This window comes from Serratia sp. OLAL2, assembly GCF_002752475.1.
GTDB lineage: Bacteria > Pseudomonadota > Gammaproteobacteria > Enterobacterales > Enterobacteriaceae > Serratia > Serratia bockelmannii.
On sequence record NZ_MSTL01000002.1, the window covers coordinates 168,702 to 193,463 of the forward strand.

Sequence of the window (24,762 nt, forward strand, 5' to 3'; positions counted from 1 at the left end):
GATCCCGCTACGGTATTGATTTTGATTACGCCGCTCCCGTTCTCCGCGGTGGCGGATAGCGTCATATTCTTGCAAAGCAGAGGAAGCCGTATGTGGTTTGAGCAAATAAAAAGGGGTACCGGTGGGGATGATGAGCATATTTTATTTTGTTTCCCTTATGCTGCCGGAAATGCCGAGGTATTCGTGCCATTCTCTCACTACGTCAATAGCAATACGTCCGTGTACGCCATGCAACTGCCCGGCAATGGGCGCCGCTTTTCAGAGGCGTTGTGCAATGATGTCTACAAAATTTTGGATGAGGTGGAACGAGAAGCCACGAGCCTGATGTCGGGAAAACCGTACTCATTTCTTGGTCACAGCAATGGCGGATTATTCGCCTTTGAATTGGCGAGTCGTTTTATCGCTCAGGATAAACCGCCGGCGCGAATTTTTATCGCCGCAGAAGCACCGCCGCACATTACGGATTTTAAGCATGATCCGATGCATTCAGATGATGATGAAATGGCCGAAGTATTGCGTCGTTATGGCGGAACTCAACCTGATATTTTGGATGACGTTGATTTCAGAAGCTTATTTTTCCCTATTATACGCAACGAGCTGTCGATTAATTTTCATATGAAACGGGCGTTGAAGGAGAAGACAATCAATTATCCTTTGGTGTTGATTCACGGCAGCCGCGACAGCACTGTTTCCAAGACGGACATGGCGGCTTGGGCGCGCTATACAAGCGCGCATATCGGTCTGCACACCGTTTCGTCGGATCATTTCTTCATCAATCATCAGCCGAAAGAAGTGGCGGATATCGTGAATCAGCAGCTGGCGTAAAGCGCAGGTATGGCGGTTGGGGCACAACCGCCATTAACGCAATGGCGTCATCACACCACCGGCGCCACCGTCAGCAGCAGGTTGGCGAAGCGGCGCTGTTCGCCGGAGGCGATCACCAGCAACGTCCGATCCGATTTGACCGCGGCGTAAAACGCCTCGCGCGGCAGGTATTCGATCGGACAATGTTCTGGCAGCAGCTGCCGGTATTCGGCTTCGATAGCGTTGGTGAAGTCCGGCGGGCAGGCCATCAGCGCCGCGCTTTCCACGTTGATGCAGGCCAGCAGTTTTTCCAGGATTGGCGGAGCGGCGAGCGTGCCGGGCGCCAGGTTCAGATAGACCACGGTGGCGTCTTTCGGCGCGTGGGTCATGCAGGCGTAGTTGCCGTCGGCGATCAGCACCTGGGTTTTATGCCCGCATTGCGCCAGCGCGGCGAGCAGCGGCGGGTGGGTGATGGCGGATTTAATCATAAGGCGATACCTGAATAGGGGGCGGCAGCCGTGCCGCCCGCAGCTGAATTACATGCGGTAGATGCCGCCGTTGATATCAAGAGTGGCGCCGGAGATGAAGCCGTCGTATTCCGCTGCCAGAAAGGCGATGGCGCGCGCCACGTCGTCCGGCGTGCCTGCGCGGCCCAGCGGGATGGCGCGAACGGTTTCCTCCGCCGATTCTTGGGTGGTGTGGCGATTATGGAAGCGGGTGCCGAGGATCAGGCCGGGCGCCACCGCGTTTACCCGGATGCCGTGCTCGCCCAGCTCCGCCGCCAGCGAGCGCGTCCAGGTGAGCACCGCGCCCTTGGTGGCGGAATAGACCAGCGAGCCGGAGTGGCCGCCGGCGCGGCCGGCCTGCGAGGCCAGGTTGACGATGCTGGCGCCGTTTGCCGCCGCCTTCAGGAACGGTAGCGCGCTCTGCGTCACGTTCAGCATGGTGGTCATGTTCACGTCGATCACGGTTTGCCAGAAGGCGCGGTCGATCTCGCCCAGCCATTTGCGCCCGACGATGCCGCCGACGTTATTGACCAGAATATCGATGCCGCCGAGAAACTCGGCGCCGGCCGCGACGCAGCGCAGCGTTTCGTCGGTATCGATGAGATCGGCGTAGCCGTAAGCGGCTTTTTGCCCCAGAGAATGGGCCAGCGCCACCAGCGCCTTGGGGCCGCTTTCGTCGCTGTGATAGTGAAAATAGATGTCGCAACCGGCCTTGATCAGCCGCTCCGCAGTGGCGCGGCCAATGCCCTGTTCCGCTCCGGTGATAAAGACCTTTTTGCCCGCAAGATCGCCCATGATTGACTCCTTATTGGTTCGTTAAGAATTGATGACGCCTTCACGCTGTTTGGCGCAGTAGAAAATGCAGATCAGCCCGGTGGCCAGCAGGCACGAGGCCAGGAAAAACAGCCCCGGCGCGCTGCTGCCGGTCAGATCGTTCAGCACGCCCACCGCATAGGGGGCGACAAAACCGCCGATATTGCCGATGCAGCTGACCACCGCCAGCCCGGCGGCCGCAGCCGCGCCGGTGGAGATATTGGCGGGCATGGATAAAAACGGCGGCACGGCGGTGTAGATACCGATGGCGGCGATGCACAGGAACGACAGCGCGACGAGCGGGTCGTATTTAAAAAACGTCACCGCCCCCATCAGGCCGATGGCGGCAACCACCATGCTGAGGCCGGCAAATACGCCGAGCTTTTTGGTTTTGCTGGCCCACAGGCTCCACGGATAGACCAGCAGCGCGGCCAGGCCGTAGGGAATGAGCGCCAGTAGGCTGACGCGGAAGATATCGCCGCCGGAGAGGGCGCTGATGATCGACGGCAGCCAGGTGCCGAAGCCATAAATGCCGCACACCATGCCGAAGTTGAGCAGCGCGTAGAGCAGGTATTTCTTGTTTTTAATCCCCTTCAGGAAGTCAGCCAGCGTGATTTTAGAGCCGGATTTGGAGCGGCCGGCGTTGCTCATCAGCCAGGCTTTTTCCTCCACGTTCAGATAGCCGACGTCTTTGGGGGAGTTCTTGATCAGGAACGGGATCAGCAGGCCGATGACGATCGGCGGTAGCCCTTCGAGGATAAACAGCAGCTGCCAGGGGGCGAACCCGAACCAGTCATGCTGAATATTGAGAATAAAGCCGGAAATCGGCGAGCCGACCGCGTTGGACAGCGGCTGGACGATGATAAACATGCCGAGAATTTTGGTGCGGTATTTCTCCGGAAAGAAAACCGTGAAGTAATACACCACCGAGGGAAAGAAACCGGCTTCGCACACGCCCAGCATAAAACGGCAAATATACAGCTCCAGCGGCGTGCGCACAAAACCGAGCAGGGTCGCGAAGATGCCCCAGGAAATTAATATTCTGGCGAACCAGATGCGCGGGCCAAATTTAATGGTGCCGGCGTTGCTGGGTATTTCAAACAAGAAATAGCCGATAAAGAAAATCCCGGAGGCGAAGCCGAAAGCCGAGGCGGTCAATCCCAGATTATCTTCCAACGCTTTGGCGGCGTAGGCCATATTGTTGCGGTCGAGAAAGGCCAGGAAATACAATAAGATCATGAGGGGGACGATATGCAGCGTCAACTTCCTGATAGCGCTGCGTTCAATATCCGTTGGCATTGTTTTTTTCATCATGGTTTTTCCCATGTGGTTAATCGGAATAATAGCGGCCCGGCTCAAAGTCATGAGCGGCGTGCTGAATAACGACGTTGCGTGCATAAAAGCGTCGCGCCGTTTATTTATTGCGACGATTCTATTTTTTCTGCTTTTAGCTGTGACGATCCGGACGATGCCGGCTGCGCATCGTCTGGGAAAGTCGTTTTTTACCGTATTAACCGGCGGCTTTGACCGAGCGCCGGCTGATGACCGACGGCGGGAAGAGAAACTCGCCGGGCGGTTGCAAATCATTGTTGATACGGCCGATCAGGCGTTCGACCATCAGCTGCGCCATCTCCGCCAGCGGTGGGCCAATCGACGTCAACCCCGGTTCGGCCAGGCCGGCCAGCGCGATATTATCGATGCCGATCACCGAGATGTCTGCGGGCACCTGGATGCCGGCGGCGCGCAGGCCCACCATCAGCCCGATGCCCAGCGCATCGTTAATCGCCACGATGCCGTCCGGGCGCGGCGCCAACGCGAGAACGCGCGGCGCCAGCGTCAGCCCCAATTCGAACATTTCCGTGTCGCCGTAGGTGCTGTTGGCTTTGCCTTCGATCACCCGTTGGCGTTCGCTCAGGCTGTGCCCCAGCGCGCTCAGAAAACCGTCGATCTTGTGGCTGCGCCCGACGGTCAGCGTCGCTTCGGTGGCGAACACGATGTGTCGGCAGCCGCGCTCGAGCAGGTGCTGCGCGGCCAGGCGCCCGGCGGCGATATTGTCCATCGACACGCTGTCGAACAGTCGGGTATCGGTGGCCATCGGCTCGGCGAACGGGCTGTCGTAGCTGACAATCTTCATGCCTCGCTCGGCGGCCCGAACAAAATGAGTCTGGCGAATGTCGCTCGCCGCTACGATGATGCCGCGCACGCCGTGCAGGAACATATCGTCGATAAACGCGGCTTCTTCCTGTTCCTGGCGGTAGGCGTTGCCGAGCAAAACGCGGTAACGGTGAACCCGCGCCGCGCCGTCGACCGCATGCGCCAGCGCCGAAAAGCTCGGGTTGACGATCGACGGCAGCAGCAGGCCGATGATCTTCGCCTGCGGCGCGGGCACCGCCGCTCGGGCCGGCCGGTATCCCAGGGTTTCCATCGCCCGTTCGATGCGCTCACGGGTCTGCGCGCTCATCTGGTGGCTGCGATTGTTCAGCAGGTTCGACACGCTGCTGATGGACACGCCGGCCAACCGCGCCACATCACGAATATTTGCCATTTGCCGATACCTTGCTGCCTGCCGTTAGCCTGCAATCTATAAGGGAAGCCGGCCGCAGGCAAGCTGGAACCGGGGCGCTGCGCGCATGGGATTGCGCATTTGTGAGAATCGTCAGGCGGCAGCCGTGTTGTTTACTAAACAACACAGGGGGAGAGGGGCAATGTGTTAACGCAGATGAGTGAGATCTGCGAAGCACCTCTCGTTTATCGCCCTTCGGGGCGGCGGGTTCTGTACTATTGTTTTCTCTTTGCGGCACGTTCCAGGCCGATGGGGCGCTGGGCGCAACGGAGAGAACAGATGAACAAACGGGAATTAGAAAGCGCGATTGTCACCGATTTTTCCAAACGCATGAGCTATGGCGATTACCTGTGCCTGGACTCGCTGCTGGACTGCCAGCACCCACTCTCCAACCCGCCACATCATGACGAAATGCTGTTCGTGATACAGCACCAAACCTCCGAACTGTGGATGAAGCTGATGCTGCACGAGCTGCAGGCGGCGGTGCGGCTGGTGCAACAGGACAAACTCAGCCACTGTTTCAAAATCCTCGCGCGCGTCAAACAGATCCAGCGGCTGCTGTTCGAACAGTGGGCGGTGCTGGAAACGCTAACGCCGTCGGAGTACGTCGAGTTTCGCGACGTGCTGGGCAGCTCGTCGGGCTTCCAGTCGCACCAATACCGGTCGATCGAGTTCCTGCTCGGCAACAAGAACGCCGCCATGCTGGCGGTGTTTAGCAGCGATGCGGAAAAGCACGCCGCGCTGAAGGCGATCCTCGAAGCGCCGAGCCTGTACGACGAATACTTGCTGTACCTGGCACGCCACGGCCTGCCGATCCCGCAGGAGTGCCTCGAGCGTGACTGGACGCAGCCCTACCAGCGCAACCCGGATCTGCTGCCGGCGTTCAAAGTGATCTACGACAACCCGCAGACCTACTGGGAAGCCTATGAAATGGCGGAGAAGCTGGTGGATATCGAGGAGAGTTTCCATCTGTGGCGTTTCCGCCATATGAAAACGGTGGAGCGGATCATTGGCTTTAAGTCAGGTACCGGCGGTTCCAGCGGCGTCAGCTTCCTGAAAAAGGCGTTGGATCTGACCTTTTTCCCCGAGCTGCTGGACGTGCGCACCGAAATCGGTGCCTGAAATAACGTGGGAGGATAAGGGCGATGAGCGTGAGGATTATCGATAAAGCGGCGGAGAAGGTGGTGGGAGTGAGAGTCGTGGGGCCGTATCCGCAGACCATCCCGCAGGGCTCGCAGCAACTGCTGGCATGGCGGAAACGCCACGGCGTGCCGTTTGGCAAATGGCTGGTGCTGTATTGGGACGATCCGGCGGAAGTGGCGCCGGAAAAGCTGCGTGCCGACGTAGTGATAAGCGTGGCGGACGATTTCGCGCTGCCGGCGGGCAGCGAGGGCGTGACCGTGCAGACGCTGCCCGCCGGGCAGTATGCGGTCTACCACGTGCGCATCAGCGATGGCGATTTCGAGCGGGTGTGGGGCGAGTTCTATCAGAAGCTGCTGCCGGCCAGCGGCTACCAGCCGGTTGAGGGGGTGAGCTATGAACACTATCTCAACGACTGCGAGGCCGACGGCTATTTCGACCTCGAGATTTACCAGACGGTGAAGAAGTGGTGAGGGGGCTAACGGCGCGATAGCATATCAAAAGGCTCTTTGGGAGCCTTTTGATGGGATATTTAAAGATTCATTTAAAAGAGGAACAGTCATAAGATAATTATTCCATGTCTATATCATAGAATGTATATTTAAGGTTTTTTATAAAATCTATTGTTTGCAGTAAGCGAACGTCTATCTTTTGATATGCCAAACAATCCTTCTCTAACTGGTTTGTTATGGATAAACATCTTTCATCTTGCTCGTCCATGGCATCATAAAAATCTTGGTTGCACAAATCTAGCATTCTTAAGAATAACGAATCGGAAATTGTCTCATCTGATGGTGGTGTTTCCCCTGGGATATGATGGGTCGCACTGAGCAATAAAAACCCATGATGCGAAAAATCACAGCCCGACAAGAAATAAAGACCCTCTTTGATTGGTGTCTTATAAACGATGGCCGATGTATCCGATGCGACAATTAAAATGTTCTCTTTGGATTGGAAAACTGCTTCGTCTTGAATAGTGACGTGAGATACGAAGCTATCGATACATTCTGATAATTTTATTTCTCGTAATGAGTCAACATCAAGGGCATGACGCTCGCTTGATGCTTTAAAAAAAGAAGGAACGCTCAACAACAAAAAAGAAAGCTCGTTTGTTTTCTTGTTGATTAAAAACCAGTCAAGGGAGTCCATTTCACTAAAATTACTGCTTCCAAAGAAATTACTGATATCATTTTCTAACTCATAGATATCACTGTACTGGCTTTTCATTGATATATTAAAGTTGGCGATATCCCAGGAAATATTCATCATCTGTTACCTCAGAGTGTTATAAAGATTTCAGTGGGGTCGCCTCTAAGAGAGCGCTAGTGAAAAATGAAACCCAGCAACTTTATCTTATATCTTGCTGGTTGTGACTCACCCGTCGCCGTGATTATTGTTATTCTGTTTTTGTGCATTTTCGACTCTACATTCTGAATGTAGATATCCAGATTTTCATTTTTATATGAAGGTATTGGGTCATATGGGTACTCTATGACTTTTATCCCGCTTATTTTTTCTGCGATCGCCTTCCTGATGTTTTCATCTATATCCCATATGGGTATCGCAGAGCTGTTATCATAAAGTACTTTTTCGTTAGAGTTAGGGATGGATACTTCTTTTTTAAATAAACGAAACTGCTCTTCGTTACCATCAAATAGTTGCCTGTTTGATGGGGTAATGACAATTTTCTCTTTGTTCATAATATTTAAATAGATCTAGTGAATAAATGATTCATGCCTTTATTGATTGTTAGTGTGCGAAGTGAAGATGTAGTTATTTGCGATATTCGAGGGGGGGTGAAAAATCACACACACTCTGCATTATGGAATGAGTGTGTGAATTTTTATATAATAATGTGGATGAGTTTCCTCTTTTTTAATAAATTATGTTATTCCTTTTGCAATATTTTCGCCATTCATCCTCAGTATGAAATGCACTGCGATAGTTGCACACTATTGTTCCCGTTAAATTATGTGGGTCATAAGCAGCGTCAATATGCCCCCATGAACCACTAACTGGAAGTTGTATATGAGTTTTTTCATAAAACCATGTTCGAAGATTTTTGGTAATAGCACCTTCTACTTTTTTTTGTATTCCCATCATGAGTTTTTCAGGCGCAAAACGCCAACTGCAAAGCACTGCATCTGTAATGAAGGCCCCGGAGAAGTCGGCAATTATATATATATCGCCGGCTTTTTCTTTTTTTGTACTGATTATTGTTCTGTATGATGTAGTCCTACCATCTGACTTTTCTGGCCAACCCTCCCACAATCTGGAGCCTTTTATTAGCATTTCTCGGGTTGTCGCTGTACCTAGCGTTATTCCCGCGAGTTCTAGTGTTCCGTCATAAGTATCTAGTTGCATTTTACAATCCAATTTCAAAAGGCTTATCAATTGGCTCAAGAACAGTTTTATAGTTAGAAAGGAAAAATTGAGTTCCTCCGCCTTCGCCGAATCTCGTTGGGTCTTGAGATATCGCTTTACCTGTTCCTGCAATCGTTTCTCTTTTTACTCTATATGCTTGTATTTTAGATCTATAACCAAATTTTTCATGTGGAAGCACCTGCAAACTTTCCCATAGCTTGGCTCTACTGCCACCTGCAGCATCTAGCGTCGCCTTGTTGAAGTAAAAACCAGATTGCCCTGGAGCGCCGCCATAAACAATGTCACCTTCTTTCAACATGATATTTGACCAAGAGTCTCGTCCTTTGTAGATACCTCGACCTTGCCATTGTCGACCAAAAGCTGCCTGATTATGATCGTTGGCTTTGGTTGCTGCGCATCGTGGCTTCCATCCCCAAGGATCCACCCAACCCAGCGGATTCGGCGCGTATTGGTACAGGTTGATCCCGCCGGCCAAACCTATCGGATCGTGCTGGGTAAATCTGCCGATATCCGGATCGTAATAGCGGAACAAATTGTAGTGCAATCCCGTTTCCCGATCCAGGTATTGCCCCTGCAGGCGCAGGTTTTGGGAATAATCCAGATCTTGCTGATTTTCCTCATACTTTATGCGGCCCCAGGCGCTGCTGTGACTCTGCCAGCGCAGCGTTCCGTCGCTGTCGGTCAGGCTTTCCGGTTCGCCGTTCGGCGCCGTGTGGAAGTAAAATACTTGGGCCGGCGTGTGGCCGTCGATGCGCGCCAAAGGTTCATAGCTGCCCTGATCGGCATAGACATAGGTGAGGGGCATGCCGTCGCGAGTTTCCTGCAGCAGCCGGAAACCTTCCCACAAAAACGTGGTGGTTTGGCATTTGCCGGCCGGTTGGCGCAGATCCTGACTTTGCTGCCACACCCGCTTTTGCGTGCGCCGCCCGAGCGGATCATAGTGGAACTGCACATGCTGCTGGGCTTCGCTGCGATGTTGGCTGTAGCGCACCACCTCGCAGAGGCGATGATCGGCGTCGTAGAGATATTGCCAACGGTAGTGGCCTTTGCGTTTTTCCACCGTGCGGCCAAAGACATCGTATCGGTAATCAATTCCCTGATAATGCAGTACGCGGTTGTGCCGCTGGCGGAATTGCCCCTCATCCAGCAGGTTGGATGCCGGATCGTACCGGTAGCGCTCGGTATCCGGCAGCGTGCCGTCCCGGCTCAGCAATCGACCGGTGGCATCGTACTGATAACGCTGGTAGGAGAACGGGTTGGCGTTGTGTTCTTCGCGCGTCAGGTTGTTTTGATAGTCGTAGGACCACTGGCGCGAGCTGCTGGCCGGCGCCGGGCGCTGGCGGTTGTCATTGAAGATCTCCCACCGGTCTTTGCGCCCCAGCCGATCATAATGCACTCGGCTGGTCAGGCGACCCTGCGTACGGCTCAGCTCGCGGTGCAGATTGTCACGCTCGAACTCGCTGAGGGTGATATCGTCCAGCGCCAGCTGCAGCAGGTGGCCGCTGCCGTAGTACAGCGCGCGCAGCGCGCGTCCGTCGGGCAAGGTGGTTTGCGTGCGGTTACCCATCGGATCGTAATCATAGCGCAGCGTACCGTTGGCACCTTGTTCACGGGTTACCCGCCCCAGCAAGTCATAGTCAAAACTGACCTCGCTCTGAGCCGTTGTCGGCTCGTCATGCCATGCGTTGCCGCGGTCACTGGCGGCATGCAGCAGTTGGCCGAGCGGACTGTAGCGGTAGCGGGTTTCTCCATCGGGCGTCTGTTTGCTCACCAGTTGGCCGGCGCCGTCATGGTTGAAATAGTGCGAGAAGGCGGCGGAGGTATTGGCGGCGAAGCGGCGCTCGACGACCCGGCGGCATTCGTCGTAACGATAGCGGGTGCTGACGCCGTCCAACCCGATTTCTTCCTGCAACAGATTGCAGGCCGTCCAATGGAACAGGTAACTTTCGGCATTCTCGTTGCGCAGCGCCGTTAATCTGCCGCGGGCGTCGTAGTGGCGCACCACCTCGCCATCGAGCGGATTGCGCGTGGCCAGCAGGCGGCCGGCTGCGTCATAGCGATAATGCGTCAGGCGCCCATCGGCCCCCTGATAGCGATCCAGCTGGCCCTGCGCGTTCCAGCTCAGCGTCTCTTGCCAGCCCTCGGCGCGCTGCAGCTGTGTCAGGCGGCCGGCGGCATCGTAGCGGTAATGGACGCGTTCGCCGGCGGCGTCGGTCACCTCGCTGAGCCAGCCTTGAGCCGTATATTTGTAGAGGGTTTGTTTGCCGGAGCAATCGCGGGCGCGCAATAATTGCCCGTGCTCATCATAAGCGAAATGGCTGATGCCGCCGTTGGCGTCGACGGCTTGCACCACCTGGCCATAGCCATCGCGCAGGTAGCGCTGGGTATGGCCGAGCGCATCGATCTCGGCAATCAAGGCATGGCGCTCGTCGTAGTAGAAATGCTGTGTGGCGCCGTTGGGCTCCTTGACGCTGATCGGCAGTGCGCGCTGCGGTAGCCAACCGGTGAGGCGGATATGGCCGAGCGGATCCTCTTCCTCGACCAGATTACCGGCTTCATCGTAGCGGAAATGCCAGCCGTGGCCGAGCGGATCGCGCGTGGCGATCAGCATGTCTTCGTCATTCCATTGGTAATGCCAGACCTCACCACGCTCGTCGGTATATTCGACGATCAGCCGTTGGGCGTTCCAGCGGTGCTGGTGCCGCAAGCCGTCATACTCGGTGACCGTCGTTAACCCGGCGGCCAAATCGTAGTCGATTGTACAGCCGCCGCCGGCGCTGTCGCGGTGTTCCACCACGCGCCAGTCGTCGAACATCGCCCAGCGATACGCGAAGCTGGGCCCACCGGCCTGTTGGTGGCGGGTCAATAGATGTTGGGCGTTATAGTGAAATTCACGCGTGACCAAGCCGCCGGCGTCGATCACCTGATGCAGATCGCCGCCGCCGTCATAACGGTAGCGCACGCGTGGTTCGTCGTTATGCCGCAAGGCGGTGACGCGATCGTCGAAGCGCGGATCGCCGTATTCCAGCCGCAATGTCATGGTGCCGGCGCTGTCGACGATGTGGCTCAGGCGCTGTCGTTCGTCGTAGTTCAGCAGCAGCGCATTATCGTACTCATCGCTCAACGACACCAGCCTCAGGCGGGAAGGGGTCTGCGGCAGCGGCACGAACAGCCGCCAGACGCTGCCGTCGGTGTCGGCGATCAGCAGCTGTCCCTCTTCACCGCGGCGGAACATCAGCCCTTCACCGGCGCTGAAGCTCGGCTGGTTCACCTCAGGCAGCGGGAAGCGTAGCTCACGACCGGTTTCATCATGCAGGCAACACTCAATGACGCCGTCCCGGTCGTTAAGATCGACCCAAATTTCAAAAGGCGTGCGCCAGCCGTGGCCAAACAGTCCCTGATAGCCATTGCGGCTGTTGTAATTGCGCTGCCAGATCAGCGGAAAGCGCGCCGGCAGCAACAGGTCCAGATCTTCTTCGTCGTTCAATACCTTGGCGCCGGTGGCGGCATGCACCGGGTTAAAGGCGGCGTGGATCGCTTCGCCGAGGGCGTTAACGCCCGCCGCCGCCAGACCGCCGCCGATCATGCAAGGCAGGTTCTTAACCAGCTTGGCCGGATTACCGAGCAGCAGCGGCAGCACGGTCAGCGCCAAACCGATACCCGGCAGCTTGCCGCTCTTGATGTCGCGTACCACCACCGTGCCGCCGCCGATCTGCACATTTTTGGAGACGTCGGTCGAGACTTTCGCCTCGCAGGTTGAACGGTCATTGCTGCGTACGGCCGGTTGGCCGTTGATAAATACTTTACTGGAGCCTTCCGCCAGGTATTGCGGAAGCGGGTGTTTGTCGCAGCTGATTTTATCTTCTTCCAGCGGTTGGCTGGGCTGGCTGGGGCCGGCGACGCCGGGCTGCCATAGCTGCGAGAGGATATTACCGCCGGCGGCCAGCAGCTCGGCGCCATAATCCCAGAAGCTTTGCGGCGGCTGTGGCGCCGGTAACGCTTTGATCTCTGCGGGCGTGAGTAAACGACCTGCGGCGCGTGCCGCCGGTTTGGCGTTGGTGAAGACGTTGGGGGAGCCCGTGAGAATGACGCCGGAGACGGAAGGCGGGAAGAGCCAGTTGGCCACGGCGTCGCAGCCGTTGCTGATATGTTCTCCGACGCCGGTCAGGCTGGTGGCAAAACCGACGATCAGCCCGGCGCCGACGCAGCCGGAGGCCGCCGTCGCCGCTGCGCCGAGCACCGCCACCCCTGCCAATGCCGGCGCTGCGGCGGCGGCTGCTGCGGACACGGCGGCGGTCGCCACCGCATACACCGCGACTTCGGCGACGGCGCTGGCGATGTCCGCCAACGCGCTGGTGTGGATCAGTTCATCATCCTTTCTTGCTGCCCAGATCTCAGCCATGGCTATTGTTCACTGTGTTCGGTCAAGACCAGCGACGCTTTCACCTGCTGCCAGTGAGCGTCATCCTCGGGGGTGAAGGGGCGCATGGCGGCATAGGTGACGATCAGTAACGTCTGGCTCTCGTCCGGCTGCACCGCCAACTGATGCTGATGATGGTGGTGTCCGGCGCGGATAAAGCGACTGGTGACTTCAATCGCCTTGAGATGGCCCTGCGGCCCGGCGCTGATGCGCCGGCGCGGCGACTGTTGCAAATCGCTGATCTGTGGCAGCAGTGCTTGCCACTGCTTCTCGAATTCGTCCTCCAGCGTGGCACCTTGCGGAATTATGCCGCGGGTGATGACCAGCGAGGCGCCGGTTTGCGGGTTTTTGAGAATATTGACCGTGCAGTCCTGCCAGGCGATGGCGGGGAGGGTGAAATGGCCTTCCTGGAAAAGGTAATCCATGGATGTCCTTGCAAGTAATCAGGGGAAAGGACGCGGCGCAGGGCCGCGTCGGCATCAGGATTTCGGGAACAGCTGATCGACGGCGCTCTGGATTGCCGCCTGATGGCCACCGCCCGGTGCGGCGGTGCGCGCGGCGCCGCTAGGCTGGTTGAGATCCAGCTGGCCGCCGGTATTGATCTCTCCGTCCTCTTTCACCGTGATATTGAAGCTGGTGCCGGTGATGTTGATTTGGCCGTTCGCCAGCAGCTCGATCACGCTTTCGCCGCACTCGAGCCGCAGCGATTCGCCGGAGCCGAGGGTAAAGGCGTTAACCACGGCGTCGCTGCGCGTTTTGCCGGTCAGCGCGGAGGATTCGCCTTTGACGCCGGTTGCCTGATTGAGCACCACCCGTTTGATCTGGTTACCGCCCACCAGATGCGTGTGGTCGTTAGCGATGGTGTGGCTTTCATCGTTTTTCACCTGGGTGTCCATGTTGCGCTCCGCCTGGATCCACACCTGTTCGGCGCCGGCCTTGTCTTCGAAACGCAGGGCGTTGGCGTTGTCGGCGGTGCCGTCCTTGGTGCGGCTCATAAAGCCCATCTGGGTGGCGGCGGCCGGCAGCGCCCAAGGCGGCATGCTGGCTTCGTTATAGACGCGCCCGGTGACGATCGGCCGATCCGGATCGCCGTTGATAAAGTCCACCACCACTTCGTCGTTGACGCGCGGGATCTGCACGCCGCCGTAGCCTTGGCCGGCCCAGGCGCTGGAGACGCGCACCCAGCAGGAGCTGCCGTCGTCTTTCGGCCCGAAGCGATCCCAGTGGAACTTCACCTTGATACGGCCGTATTTGTCGGTCCAAATCGATTCGCCGGCCGGGCCGACCACCCGGGCGGTCTGCGGCCCGTGGGTTTTCGGCCAGGTGGCCTGCTGCGGCGGGTGCCAGGGCACGTCCGCCGGTAGCACGATGAAGTCGATACGGTGTTCGCTGCTCTGATCGTCGCCGCTGGCATAGCGGTTCTCTTTCAGATGGTAGTTGGCCTGCAGCGTCAGGTACTCGCGGTTGTCGTCGGCGTGCGGGGCGTTATACAGCGTAAAGGTGCTGCCGGGAGCAATGCCCAGCGCGGTGGCGGTACCGCGGATCTGCTGATGTTCGGCCTGCCAGGCCTCCTGGCGCACGCGGGCGTAGAACTCCCCTTGCTGATGCTCGGTGTAGCGGCCCGGCCAGTCGTAAACGTCGATCTGCCCCGGCGTCGGCGAGACCGGGTTTTGCCGCGCCTGGAACAGCCAGGCGTTCGGCTTGCGGAAATCGTAGTCGTCCAGGCTGTAGATACCCGGCGTGACGCGATCGGACAACGTCCACTGGCTGATGCCTTCCTCGCTGGTGCTGCCGCCGGACGGCGTCAGGTGGTAGGGGATCATCTCATAGCCGGGATAGGGCTGGTGGTGGTGGGGGGCGTCCCCGAGCACCAGCGTGTGTTTGCCCATCTCGTGTTTGAAATAGTAATAGATGCCCTCCAGCTCCATCAGGCGGCTGATGAAGTTGAAACTGCTTTCGTTGTACTGCACGCAGTAGCCCCACAGGCGATAGTCGCCGGTCAGCTGATCTTCCAGCTGCACGTTGTGCTCCGCCAGCAGGGTCTTGACGATCTGCGGCACCGTCTGTTCCTGGAAGATGCGGAAGTTACGGTCCTTGGTCATCGGCCAGAGATCCGGCTGCACGTGCAGGTTATACACCGCGTAGCGCGTGCCGCCGATCTCTTCGCTGCTGACGGCGATGGCGGTGATCTTGCCGTTCAGGTAGCGCGGGGCGCTGAGGAAGCCCTGGGTTGGGATCTCCAGCGTCAGCGGTTGGCCGAGCAGCGCTTTGCGATCGAGCCGCGCGTCGGTGCTCAGCAATTCAATAGAGAAGTCAAAAGGGGTGGAAAGCGCTTCGATACCGTCCAGTGAGCGGAACAACAGTTGTTCCTGGCCCAGCGGCGTGTGCGCAATAATGCGGTCCAACATGAGAACGTCCTCTGTGATTGACGTCATGCCCTGCATACTCCGGCGTTGCAGCGGCCTTGCCGCGCGGCCAATGAGGATGGGCAGTGGTGCGTCAGTCTCATGAAATAGGGAAACCCCGCCGAGGCGGAGTTTCAGAACGGGATTAACCGGCGGTGGCCGGATTGACCAGCCAGGTGCCGGCGGTGTCGATGCTGAGCTGCTGGCGGCGGAGTCGATCGTCGTGGCGGATTTCCAGCTGATAGCGGCCTGGCGCCAGGTTCAGGCTGGCGAAGCCGTTTGCGCCCGGCGTCACCTGCTGCGGCTTGCCGTCGAGGCTGACCTGTTCGCCCGGTTGCAGTTTGAAGTACACCAACGCCACCGGCTGCGGTGGCGGTGCCACCTTTTCAGGTTCCGCGGCTGCAGGCTGCGCGGTTTGCGGCGCGCTCGGCTGCTCCGTCAGGGTTTTCTGCGCCGGCGACGCCTCAGTGTTTTGGGCCACGGCCTGGGTATCGTCCTCGCCGCCGCTCAGCCAGGCGACGGCACCGATCACCAGCAGCGCCGCGACGCCGGCGCCGGCCATCATCGGGCGCGAGAATTGGGTGCTGCGCGCGGTAACGGCGCCGGCGGCGGCTGCAGCGGCAGCCGGGTTGGCGGCGACCAGCAGGTTCTCCGGCGCAGCCGCAGGGGTGCTGATGATTTCGTTTTCATCGGCGATTGGCAGATGCAGCAGCTCGGCCATTTCATCGATAGTCTGCGGGCGGTCTTCCGGCTTCAGCGCCAGCGCGCGATCGACGGTGCGCAGCAGCTCCGGCGAGTAGCCGGCGGGGCGGCGCTCGGCCAGCGGCTGGTAGCTGTCTTCGATGCTGCGCACCACGCTGACCGGCGGCGGCGAACCGACGATCAGCGTGTGCAGCACGGCGCCCAGCGCGTAGATATCGGTCCAGGGCCCCTGTTCGCCGTCGCTGTTCTCGGTGTACTGCTCGATCGGCGCGAAGCCCGGTTTGAGCATGATTTCCGTTTCGTCTGACAGGTTGCCGATCTCTTTACGCGCCGATCCGAAGTCCAGCAGCACCGGCAGCTGGCTTTCCTGGATCTGGATGTTATCCAGCGAAATGTCGCGGTGCAGATAGCCTTCCTGGTGAATGGTGTTGATGGCACTGAACAGCGGCGGCAGCAGCCGCCGGATCCACGCCTCGTCGATTTTCTCCGGTTGCTGCGCCTGCAGGTTCTTCAGCGTGGTGCCGCTGTAAAACTGGGTGCCCATGTAGGCGGTGCCGTTCTCTTCCCAGAAGCGCAACACGTGCAGCAGGCCGGGGTGCGAGAAGCGCGCCAGCAGACGCGCCTCCTGAATAAAGCTGTTCAGCCCGGCCTGGAAGGTTTTGCTGAAGCGTTCACCGCGCAGCCCGATGCTGAGATCGTCGTTGCGTTTCGCCAGCGAGGTTGGCATGTACTCCTTGATGGCGATGGTGCGTTCCAGTTGGTGATCGTAGGCGCGGTAGACGATGCCGAAGCCGCCTTCGCCGATCGCTTCCTGGATCTCGAATTCATTGAATCGATAGCCGCTCGGCAGGCTGTTCGAATTCGGTTTGGTTATCCCGGTTCCCGACATAGTGATGACTCTCTGTGTTCAAAGGGCCGCCGTCTCGGCGGCCGCGGCGTTATGCCTGAAATTGACAAATGAATTCGTGGTTCTGCAGCGCGATATGCAGCTGGCGATAGCGCTGGTCGTTGGCGCTGCCTGTCAGCAGGGTGTGGCTGATCTGCGGCAGCAGGGTGTTGGTCAGGATGGCGTCGACCATGCGGCCACCGGACTCCACCTCGGTGCAGCGGCTGACGATCTGCTCGATGACCGCGTCGTCGAAGGTGCAGACGATGTCGTGATTCTCCGCCAGGCGACGCTGGATGCGCCCCAGCTGCAGGCGCACGATGTTGCCCAGCGTGGCGTCGGTCAGCGGGTAATACGGCACCACCAGCAGGCGGCCGAGCAAGGCGGCCGGGAACACCGACAGCAGCGGCTGGCGCAGCGCGCCGCTCAGCGCCTCCGGCTCCGGCAGCAGCTCCGGATCGCTGCACAGCCCGGCGATCAGATCGGTGCCGACGTTGGAGGTCAGGATGATAATGGTGTTGCGGAAATCGATATGGCGGCCTTCGCCGTCCTCCATCCAGCCCTTGTCGAACACCTGGAAGAAGATCTCATGCACGTCCGGGTGCGCCTTCTCGATTTCGTCCAACAGCACCACGCTGTAAGGGCGGCGGCGCACCGCCTCGGTCAGCACGCCGCCTTCGCCGTAGCCGACATAGCCGGGGGGCGCGCCTTTGAGCGTCGAAACGGTGTGCGACTCCTGGAATTCGCTCATGTTGATGGTGATGACGTTCTGCTCGCCGCCGTACAGGGTTTCCGCCAGCGCCAGCGCGGTTTCGGTCTTGCCGACGCCGGACGGCCCGGCCAGCAGGAACACCCCGACCGGCTTGTTCGGATCGTCCAGCCGCGCCCGCGAAGTGCGCACCCGGCGGGCGATCAGATCCAGCGCATGGCGTTGGCCGATCACACGCTGGTTCAGGGTGTCGGAGAGCTGCAGCACCGCCTCAATCTCGTTTTTCACCATGCGGCCCAGCGGGATGCCGGTCCAGTCGGCCACTACCGCCGCCACGATGTTGGCGTCGACGGCGGCGAAGATCAGCGGCGCTTCGCCCTGCAGCGCGCTCAGCTGCTGCTGAAGTTCGCCCAGCTGGGCGCGCAGCGCGTCGGCGTCAGGGGCCGCCTCTGTTTCTTCGCCGGTAGGCTCCGCTTCCTGCTGGTGCAACTGGGCGCGTAGCGTGATGATCTCTTGGATCAGCGCCAGCTCCTGCTGCCAGCGGTCGGTCAGCTGTTCCAGCGCCTGGCGCAGCGCGGTCAGCTGGGTTTCAATTTCCTGCGGGCGCAGGGGATCGCCAATGCCGACTTTGGCCTCGCGGCGGGCGATATCCAACTCTATTTGCAGCGCATCGATGCGGTGGCGGCAGTCTTCGACCTGGGCAGGCTCGGCGTGTTGGCTGACCGCCACGCGCGCGCAGGCGGTATCCAACAGCGCCACCGCTTTGTCCGGCAGCTGGCGGGCAGGAATATAGCGATGCGACAGCCGCACCGCGGCGTCCACCGCTTCATCCAGCAGCAGCACGCGGTGGTGTTGTTCCAGCGGACTGACGGTGCTGCGCAGCATCAGCAGCGCCTTGTCTTCGCTTGGCTCGTGCACCTGCACCACCTGGAAACGGCGGGTGAGCGCTGGGTCTTTCTCGATGTATTTCTTGTATTCCGACCAGGTGGTGGCGCCGACAGTGCGCAGTTGGCCACGCGCCAGCGCCGGTTTCAGCAGGTTGGCGGCGTCGCCGGTGCCCTGGGTGCCGCCGGCGCCGATCAGGGTGTGAATTTCGTCGATAAACAGGATGATCGGCGTCGGGCTGGACTGCACTTCGTCGATCACCGCCTGCAGCCGTTTTTCAAACTCGCCTTTGACGCCGGCGCCGGCCTGCAGCATGCCGATGTCCAACAGGCACAGTTTCACGTCGCGCAGCTGTGGCGGTACGTCGCCGGCCACGATGCGCAGCGCCAGGCCTTCCACCACCGCGGTTTTGCCGACGCCGGCCTCGCCGGTCAGCAGCGGGTTGTTCTGGCGGCGGCGCATCAGGATATCGATGATTTGCCGGATTTCCTCATCGCGGCCGGCCACCGGGTCGATCTCGCCGTTGCGCGCTCTGGCGGTCAGATCCTGGGCATACTGCGCCAGCACGCTTTCACCGCTGCGCGGCGCGCCGGATACGTTCTCGGCGCCGCTTTCCGCCGGCGCATCCTGGGCGTTTTCCGCCGAGTGAGCGGTGATGGCGGCGAACTGATCCATCAACAGATCGGCGTTGATGCGCTCGAACTGCGGGGAAATGGCCTTCAGCAGATGGCGCAGGCTGTAGGTTTTCAGGATACCGAGCAGCAGGTGGCCGCCGCGGATGCGCGCCGCGCCGAATTTCAATGAGCCATAGACCCAGGCGCGTTCTACCGCGCTGTCGATGTGCTCGGACAGATCGGAAATGGCGCTGGCGCCGCGCGGCAGGCGATCGAGCGCCTCGACGATGTCGCGCGCCAATTGCGCCTCGTCCAGCGCGAAGTGGCGAACGATTTGCTGCAGATCGCCGTCCGGCGATTGCATCAGCTGATGCAGCCAGTGCGCCAGTTCGACGTAGGGGTTACCGCGCAGCTTGCAAAACGCCGTCGCACTTTCCAGAGAGGTGAATAACAGGCTATCCAGTTTGCCAAATAATACCGAGCGGCTGATTTCAGACATGGTTTTCCTCAGGTCTCAGAGTGGCCTGGCGCCGCAGGGCGCCGGCCGAAATAGGGTCAGAACGGGTTTTCCAGCGGTTCAGGGCTGAAGATCAGATCGTCGAGATCGCGCTGTCGCCGATGGTCGGCCAGCCAACTGCTCAGGCCCAACCGCTGCGCGCCGCCGAGCTGGATGCCGTGCGCCTGTTCCTTCGCCAGGATCAGGCGCACTTCCCAGACGAACTCGATGCCCAGGTATTGGCGCACCCAGTCGCGCAGTTGCCGGCACAGATCGGCGCCGGGCAGAAAGCGGTCATAGTCCCGCTGCGGCATCGGCCCCAGCTCGATGCGGAACTTGTGCTGGATATCCCGCACCGCGATGCCGAGAAAAGCCGACTCGCCTAGCCGTGGCGCGCCGCGTCCGGCCTTGAGCCGCGCCTGCTCGCGCGGTTCTACCCGCAGCCAGTGCGGCACGTTCTCGACGATGCGCACCGGCACCTTGAAATACTGCTGCAAAATCTTGCTCAGGCCTTCCGGATCGCGGCTGTGGCGAATCAGATGACCGGCCATAAAATGTTTAGCGTGGGCGTTGATGCTGTCGCGTTCCTGCTGCGCCGGCTGGCCGAGGCCGATCAGGCTCGACAGGTACTCGTCGAAGCGCCGGTTGTCCGGGCGATCCAGCGATACCGTCGGTTGCGCGTCGGCCCAGGCGCGGTAAAACAGCAGCGTCAGCCGGTGATGGAACAGATTGGTGAACGCCAGCAGGGTGGTGTCCTGATGGTGATACACCCGTTCGCGCACGTATTCGGTCAGGTGCAGCGGCAGCGGCCCGTTGGGGCCGAACAGACCGAAACTGAAGATCGAAACGTCGTGCAGCGGGCTGTTGGCGCGCGGCGTCACCTGCGCCAGCGTGGAGGGTGCGAACGACAGCGAAGGTTCCTGCCCCAGGCGCAGCATCTCGTGGCGCGGCAGCGGCGCGCGTCCCAGCAGGTAGGGCTGGCCGCCCTGGGCGTCGATGCGGCGCAGCAGCTGAAACAGATCGTGCTTGTAAGGCGCGCTGCGCAGCCGCGGCCAAAAGTCGTCCGGCAGGCGATACAGCGCGTTGATCTGCGGCGGCGCCAGTTCGGTGGCGATCATCTCCGCGTTCATATCAGCGTCCTTTTGCCCATGCGCGCCTGCCAGTGGGCGATTTCGCCGCGTTGCTGGCTGGAGAGCGTCATCTCGGTGAAGGTGTTCATCGCCACCAGGCGCGAGAACAGGCGCTCCAGCACGCTGCCGAGCAGGTAAGGGCTGTTGCCCGAGAACGCCTGCTCATCGACCGTCAGATCGATGGCGATGCCGCGCGCGAACACGATGGGGCCGGGTTCAGGCACTCGCCGATAGACCGGCCGCAGGTTACAGTGGCGCACGCCCTGAATTTGTTTGGCGATCGCCGGTTCGCTCAGGTTGCCGTACAGCCCCAGCAGCTGGCGCAGGCTGGCGGCACCCTGTTCCGGATCGCCGTCCATCATGCTGAGGTAGTTCAGCTGCAGCTGGCTGATCAGCCGCCAGGTGATCATCCCTTCGGCCAGCGCCGGGCGCGGCGGGGTGGGGCCTTTGCGCAGCGAGACCTGCTTGATCGGGATCGAGTCGGGCATCACGAAGTTGCCCTGATCTTGCTGCAGCAACATCAACGGCAGGTCGCGGCTGGTGCACAATACGTCGGCGGTGAGGTATTTCAGATCGCTGTGCCACGGCGATTGCCGTTCGTCCACCAGCGATACGAACACTTCCGATCCGGCATAGCCGGTGCGGGTGCCATAGCGGCGGGCGTGCTCCGAGAGCGTGCGCTGTTCGCGCCGCAGCGAGAAGTAGGCGCCATAGTTGCCGTCGTCCGCGCTCAGGGTGCTGTAAAACGGCCGAAACTCTTGCTCGTAGCGTTTTTCGCTGGCGCTGCCGCCGAGCCGCTGCACCGAGAACACTTCGTAATCCAGCGGCCGGATATTGTCGACCACCAGATGGTATTCGTGGTTTTTTTCGTTGATCGCGATGCGTTCGGCGATCTTCGGAAACAGGTTGATCACCGGCGTACAGTGCAGCGCCAAATGGGCAACGTCGACCACCCGTTCCAGCGCGGCGTCGTGCCGATCCAGCAGCACCACGATCTCGAACTGGCGCAGCGCTTTTTTCCCTTCGCGCACGCTCTGCAGCAGCGGACGCAGGCCGTTGACGCTGAAAAACTGGAAGCGCGCCGGGAAGGCGAAATACTCCTGCAGCAGCCGGTAGCCTTCAAAGTTGCGCAGGTCGTTGGGCAGCAGCGCCTGCTCGGCGGCGAAGCCCTCCTGCCGCAGCCCGTCCAGCGCCAGCGCCCGCCGCTGCGGTTGCGCCTCCACCGTTTGGCAGACAAGCCCGACGCTGTGCTGCATCAGCAGTTCCAGCAGCTGCTGCGCCTGCATGTCCGGCCCGGCCAGGTAAAACATCAATTGATCCAGCTGCAGGTTGTTGAGCGTCACGCTTTCGTAGCACTCGAGACGAATGCGCAGCGCGCTGACGCAGCCGCTGTGCTGCAGTCCCAGCGAGGCCAGCGGGATATCGGCCGGAATGCCGCCCAGCTCGACGCCGGCGATGCGCACCGGCTGCAGCGTGACGTCATGGGCGGTGGTGTAGCTGCAGGTGATGCCGCTTTTCTTCAGCGTCTGGCTGTCCATCATGGTGCCGCGCGGCACCACGAAGCCGTTGCTGATGTCGCCTTTGCTGCTGTCCGGCTGCAGCTCGGCGATCGCCATCGACGGCGTCGGCGACAGGTAATTGGGGTAGATGATCTCCAGCAAGCGCTGAGAAAAGCGCGGGAACTCGGCGTCCATTTTCAGCTGCACGCGCGAGGTGAGGAAGGCGAAGCCCTCCATCAGGCGCTCGATATAAGGGTCCGCCACGTCGATGCCGCGCATGCCGAGACGGCCCGCGACCTTCGGGTACTGTTCGGCGAACTCGGCGCCCATCTCACGCAGATAGGCCAGCTCGCGGTTGTAATAATCTAACAGTTTACTGTCCATCGCCTTACCCTATGTCTTTCAGATCGAAGTGGCCGTTTTCCAGATCCACGTCGGTACGGAACAGAAACTCCAGCGGATAGGGCACGCACCACAGGCGGCCCTTGATTTCGATCGACAGCACGTTGTGCAGCTCCAGCGAGCCGGTGTCCGAGATGCAGCGCACCTGCAGTCCTTCGGGCAGAATGCGCGGTTCGAAATGGAGGATGGAATCGGTCAGCGCGCGCTGAATGTCCAGCCATTCGATGTCCGACATGCGCTTGCCCGCCAGCGAGGCGATGCCGTAATTCAGGGTGGAGCGCCGCACCTGTGGAAAATCGCCGAGATCCAGATTGGATTCGCTGTTGACGCAGTTGAACAGCCACTGCAAATCGCGCAATACCCGGCGGCGCAGCTCGCTGTGCGACACCAGGTTGCGCACCTGCGCCTCCTGTTTTTTCTGCGGTTCGTCGTCGGTCAGCATGTCGAGCAGCACCGGCTGCATTTTGTCGCGCGACGTCAGGCGCTCGCTGTCCTGACGATTGCGATAGCCCTGGCGGCGCAGATCGCCGCCGTCGTAGTGGGGTGGGCGTTTATCGTTCATGTTCAGGCGCTCGCGTCGAAGCTCAGCTGCCGCAGGCTGTGCAGTGGGAATTCGTCGCTTTCGCTGAGCCAGGTCTTCAGGCCCAGCCCCGCATAGTGGGTGCCGTCGCCCAGCGGTTGCCATTCGGTGCGTTTGCCCAGCAGCAGCGCGTCGTCGCTGCCTTCGGCCAGCGGGTAACGGGCGGGCAGTTGGCATACCTGTTCGCGGCCGTCGGTCAGACGCACCAGTGCATGGCTCCACACCAGATCGATGGCGCTCTGCGGCGCCTGGAACTGGATCGCGGCGATATCGGCGAACGGCAGCCAGTAGTAAACGCCGTTCAGCGCCAGCTCGCATACCGGCCCGAGGCGGCCGTCACCGTCGGTCAGCCAGTCGAAACTCAGCTGCCGCTCTTGGTCCCCTTCGGCCAGCGTTAACTGCCCGGCGCCGGCCGGTGCGGCCTCCAGCGCTTCGTCACGCAGCGCCTGGGCCTGTTCGGCCGCCCCTTGCGCATCCTGATGCAGCGCCTGCACCAGCAGTTGCAGCCAGGGCTGATCCTGCCGCAGCAGAGCCGGCGCGGCCGCGCCGGCAAACACCGCCTGGCGTTGCAGCTCGGCGTTGACCGACTGCATCAGCAGCAGCGTGGTCGGTTGAGCGATCGGTTTCAGCGCCTGCCAGGATTTCAGCTGCGCGTTGGCGCGCGTCCAGTTGCCGCTCAGGCACAGCAGTTGCACCAGCGCAGCGCGCAGGTCGGCATCCGCCGGTTTCGCCTTGATATCGTTTTCGACGGCGGTGATGGCCGCGGCGATCGACTGGCCTTGCAGCATGCTTGCTAATGATTTCACAGGCTTTCCTTATAATCAGTGAGTGGCGCCGTTAACCGACAGGTAGCTGCCGCTGGCAGGATCGACGCGGTCTGCGGCCAGCTTTTCCACCAGCTTGAAGGTCAGCGAGGCGGGGGCGCTTAGCAGCGGCTGCCAGGCGGTTTGCGCCTGCTGTACGCGCTGTTTGACCTTGTTCTCGTCGGCGGCATCGACGCGCGGCATTTCAACGATCGCTTCACCGTTGAACGCCCAGGCGTGCAGCTTCGGTTCGAAGCTCAGCAGCAGGAAGCTGCCCGGCGCCTGCGGGTTGCCGCCCAAAACCAGCCGTTGGGCGTTGGCGCTGACGACGGTCAGCGCGCGATCGCCGCCGTTCACCTTCGCCAGCGGGTAACCTTGCAGGAACCACAGCGTCGGCGAGAGGGTTTGGCCGCCCTGTTGCAGCGTGACCGCGCCGCTGCCCTGCAGCCAGCCGTCCTCGCCGCAGCGCAGCGCCTCACCAGCGGGAATGAATAGCGCGCCGCCGTTGGCTTCGTCACCCCAGAAGGTGCGGAAGTGGCAGCCCTGCGGCAGGCTGAAACGCTGAGGCGGCGCGGTGTCCGCCTGCGGAGAAGTCACGGCCACTGCAGCAGGGATAGCCGGCTGCGGCGGGGTTTCCGGCTGCTCGACGGCCTCCTGTTTGACCACCGGTTTCCAGCCGCGCGCTTTGGCGGCTTCGCCGCTGGCCAGCTTCTCACCGCGCTTGTCGGTCAGCGTCCAGGGCAGGTGGCCGGCTTTCGGGCACTGCTTTTCCAACAGATTGCCGACGCGCGGCAGGAAGTCGTTCAGCACCGCCGGATCCTGGCTTTGCGCCGAGACGATGCGCAGCGGGATGCTCTTGCCGCACCAGCTTGCCGGATTGCTGTTTTTGACGTCATCGATAAACACTTCCAGCTTCTGGCTGGGGGAGTAAACCAGGCGATAGTTCATCGCCTGCGCGGTCGGCACCGCCATCAGGGCGACGAGCCCCGGCATCCAATATTTCATAGTGAACCTTGCTGT

General features: G+C 60.2%; 20 protein-coding genes. 3 read left to right on the top strand and 17 right to left on the bottom strand.

Annotated elements, in window-relative coordinates; all coding sequences use genetic code 11:
* The first annotated feature begins 90 nt into the window (after positions 1–90).
* On the top strand, positions 91–825 hold the full coding sequence (locus BVU99_RS02840; protein ID WP_075201387.1) for an alpha/beta fold hydrolase: 735 nt from the start codon (positions 91–93) through the stop codon (positions 823–825).
* Positions 826–875: 50 nt separating this feature from the next.
* Here the strand turns inward: BVU99_RS02840 and BVU99_RS02845 are convergent, their stop codons facing one another.
* From BVU99_RS02845 to BVU99_RS02865, 4 genes are all read right to left on the bottom strand, one after another.
* Positions 876–1,292: an RbsD/FucU domain-containing protein gene (locus BVU99_RS02845; protein ID WP_049209075.1), complete on the bottom strand. Its 417-nt coding sequence runs from the start codon at positions 1,290–1,292 to the stop codon at positions 876–878.
* Positions 1,293–1,340: 48 nt separating this feature from the next.
* Entirely contained in the window at positions 1,341–2,105 is a 765-nt protein-coding gene (locus BVU99_RS02850; RefSeq protein ID WP_043138736.1) for an SDR family NAD(P)-dependent oxidoreductase, read from the bottom strand.
* Between the two features lie 21 nt (positions 2,106–2,126).
* The gene (locus BVU99_RS02855; RefSeq protein ID WP_016927236.1) at positions 2,127–3,362 is read right to left on the bottom strand and encodes an MFS transporter; all 1,236 of its coding nucleotides are present in this window, start codon (positions 3,360–3,362) and stop codon (positions 2,127–2,129) included.
* 271 nt (positions 3,363–3,633) lie between these two features.
* Complete coding sequence (locus BVU99_RS02865) at positions 3,634–4,668, bottom strand: LacI family DNA-binding transcriptional regulator (protein WP_099817127.1); 1,035 nt, start codon at positions 4,666–4,668, stop codon at positions 3,634–3,636.
* Positions 4,669–4,965: 297 nt separating this feature from the next.
* On the opposite strand from BVU99_RS02865, the gene kynA reads away from it, so the two are divergent.
* Positions 4,966–5,808 (top strand): tryptophan 2,3-dioxygenase, encoded by an 843-nt coding sequence (gene kynA / locus BVU99_RS02870; protein ID WP_025303311.1) that lies wholly within the window; start codon positions 4,966–4,968, stop codon positions 5,806–5,808.
* A gap of 23 nt (positions 5,809–5,831) precedes the next feature.
* Complete coding sequence (gene sbmC / locus BVU99_RS02875; RefSeq protein WP_049204947.1) at positions 5,832–6,299, top strand: DNA gyrase inhibitor SbmC; 468 nt, start codon at positions 5,832–5,834, stop codon at positions 6,297–6,299.
* A 97-nt stretch (positions 6,300–6,396) separates the two neighbouring features.
* Here the strand turns inward: sbmC and BVU99_RS02880 are convergent, their stop codons facing one another.
* From BVU99_RS02880 to BVU99_RS02935, 13 genes are all read right to left on the bottom strand, one after another.
* Positions 6,397–7,095: a hypothetical protein gene (locus BVU99_RS02880; RefSeq protein ID WP_049295880.1), complete on the bottom strand. Its 699-nt coding sequence runs from the start codon at positions 7,093–7,095 to the stop codon at positions 6,397–6,399.
* Between the two features lie 53 nt (positions 7,096–7,148).
* Positions 7,149–7,526, bottom strand: a complete 378-nt coding sequence (locus BVU99_RS02885) for a hypothetical protein (protein WP_049295879.1) — start codon at positions 7,524–7,526, stop codon at positions 7,149–7,151.
* A gap of 175 nt (positions 7,527–7,701) precedes the next feature.
* Positions 7,702–8,190 carry a hypothetical protein gene (locus tag BVU99_RS24925; protein ID WP_071826121.1) on the bottom strand — a complete coding sequence of 163 codons (489 nt, stop codon included), beginning with the start codon at positions 8,188–8,190 and terminating at the stop codon, positions 7,702–7,704.
* 1 nt (position 8,191) lies between these two features.
* Positions 8,192–12,613 carry an RHS repeat-associated core domain-containing protein gene (locus BVU99_RS02890; RefSeq protein ID WP_099817128.1) on the bottom strand — a complete coding sequence of 1,474 codons (4,422 nt, stop codon included), beginning with the start codon at positions 12,611–12,613 and terminating at the stop codon, positions 8,192–8,194.
* Between the two features lie 2 nt (positions 12,614–12,615).
* A complete protein-coding gene (locus tag BVU99_RS02895; RefSeq protein ID WP_025303306.1) occupies positions 12,616–13,056 on the bottom strand; it encodes a DcrB-related protein in 441 nt (146 codons plus the stop codon).
* Between the two features lie 54 nt (positions 13,057–13,110).
* The gene (gene tssI / locus BVU99_RS02900) at positions 13,111–15,039 is read right to left on the bottom strand and encodes a type VI secretion system tip protein TssI/VgrG (protein WP_099817129.1); all 1,929 of its coding nucleotides are present in this window, start codon (positions 15,037–15,039) and stop codon (positions 13,111–13,113) included.
* Positions 15,040–15,181: 142 nt separating this feature from the next.
* The gene (locus tag BVU99_RS02905) at positions 15,182–16,627 is read right to left on the bottom strand and encodes a serine/threonine-protein kinase (RefSeq protein WP_043138720.1); all 1,446 of its coding nucleotides are present in this window, start codon (positions 16,625–16,627) and stop codon (positions 15,182–15,184) included.
* Between the two features lie 49 nt (positions 16,628–16,676).
* The gene (gene tssH, locus BVU99_RS02910; RefSeq protein ID WP_043138717.1) at positions 16,677–19,331 is read right to left on the bottom strand and encodes a type VI secretion system ATPase TssH; all 2,655 of its coding nucleotides are present in this window, start codon (positions 19,329–19,331) and stop codon (positions 16,677–16,679) included.
* A 56-nt stretch (positions 19,332–19,387) separates the two neighbouring features.
* Positions 19,388–20,458 carry a type VI secretion system baseplate subunit TssG gene (tssG, locus tag BVU99_RS02915; RefSeq protein WP_049206010.1) on the bottom strand — a complete coding sequence of 357 codons (1,071 nt, stop codon included), beginning with the start codon at positions 20,456–20,458 and terminating at the stop codon, positions 19,388–19,390.
* Positions 20,455–22,341, bottom strand: coding sequence for a type VI secretion system baseplate subunit TssF (tssF, locus tag BVU99_RS02920; RefSeq protein ID WP_049206012.1), 1,887 nt, complete (start codon positions 22,339–22,341; stop codon positions 20,455–20,457). Before tssF ends, tssG begins: the two co-directional genes overlap by 4 nt.
* Positions 22,342–22,345: 4 nt before the next feature.
* Entirely contained in the window at positions 22,346–22,921 is a 576-nt protein-coding gene (locus BVU99_RS02925) for a GPW/gp25 family protein (RefSeq protein WP_043138711.1), read from the bottom strand.
* Between the two features lie 2 nt (positions 22,922–22,923).
* A complete protein-coding gene (locus tag BVU99_RS02930) occupies positions 22,924–23,745 on the bottom strand; it encodes a type VI secretion system accessory protein TagJ (protein ID WP_025303299.1) in 822 nt (273 codons plus the stop codon).
* Between the two features lie 15 nt (positions 23,746–23,760).
* Positions 23,761–24,747 (bottom strand): type VI secretion system-associated protein, encoded by a 987-nt coding sequence (locus tag BVU99_RS02935; protein WP_099817130.1) that lies wholly within the window; start codon positions 24,745–24,747, stop codon positions 23,761–23,763.
* Between the last annotated feature and the right edge of the window lie 15 nt (positions 24,748–24,762).